Raw genomic sequence first — 793 nt, forward strand, 5'->3', positions numbered from 1 at the left:
CCATTTTCCGCCGTCCGCCGCGGTACGGTCTCCTCATCCGGTGTGACGTCCGTATCCAGCGTTAGAGTCACGCTAGTGTCCTGATGATTTTCCGGCACCGCGGCATCGGTAATCACGATCAACGAGGTGACGGCATCATCTTCGGATAGCGGGGTGACAGAGTTGTTCTCGGCGGCAAAAGCAGCGGCCATTGGCGTTTTATCGCTGGCGACGGCGTGGCTCCGCCACGTCGCCACCTGCTCGGTAAGAGAAACAATTTCAGTAGCGATGCGCTGTGCGTCACGCTCGCGGGCAGAGGTATCTGCTGCGGGCATACCAGCCTCTGCATCCGGTGTCGATGTCTGCTCAAAGGCGGGTGTTTCCGCCTCCGTATCCGTATGCGATAACACCTCTTCGCGCGCAGCGGTGGAAGCAACTGTCGCGTTAGTTCCGTCCTCAGCGTCGGCTGCGTCGGTTTCCCGTCCGGCTTCCGGCTCACTGCCTGCGTCATCGTCCTTAGGGTTAAAACCTAACCAAGAAAGGAAACCGATTTTTTTCTCTTTTGCCATTTACGACTAAACTCCTCTCCTAAGATAGAGGGCGGATAAATAACCTGTCCGATAATACCTAGAGTTTACTACTTTACCTTGGCGGAAAACATACGTCTCGGCGGGTTTTGTCTCACAGGACAAACAAATACGAATTACTATTTCCCCCTTCTCTTTGCCCCGTTAGAATAGACTATCGTTGACATTCGTTGTGGTCTTTGCGCGCTTTGACTCGTAACAAGATATCTATGGCAAATAACAATACC

At 53.2% G+C, this 793-nt stretch carries 1 pseudogene; it reads right to left on the reverse strand.

From position 1 onward, the window contains the following. Positions 1 to 548 (reverse strand): annotated as a pseudogene (locus tag BG74_RS00935) (signal recognition particle-docking protein FtsY); the annotation flags it as partial. Between the last annotated feature and the right edge of the window lie 245 nt (positions 549 to 793).

The organism is Sodalis-like endosymbiont of Proechinophthirus fluctus (genome assembly GCF_001602625.1).
Lineage (GTDB): Bacteria > Pseudomonadota > Gammaproteobacteria > Enterobacterales > Enterobacteriaceae.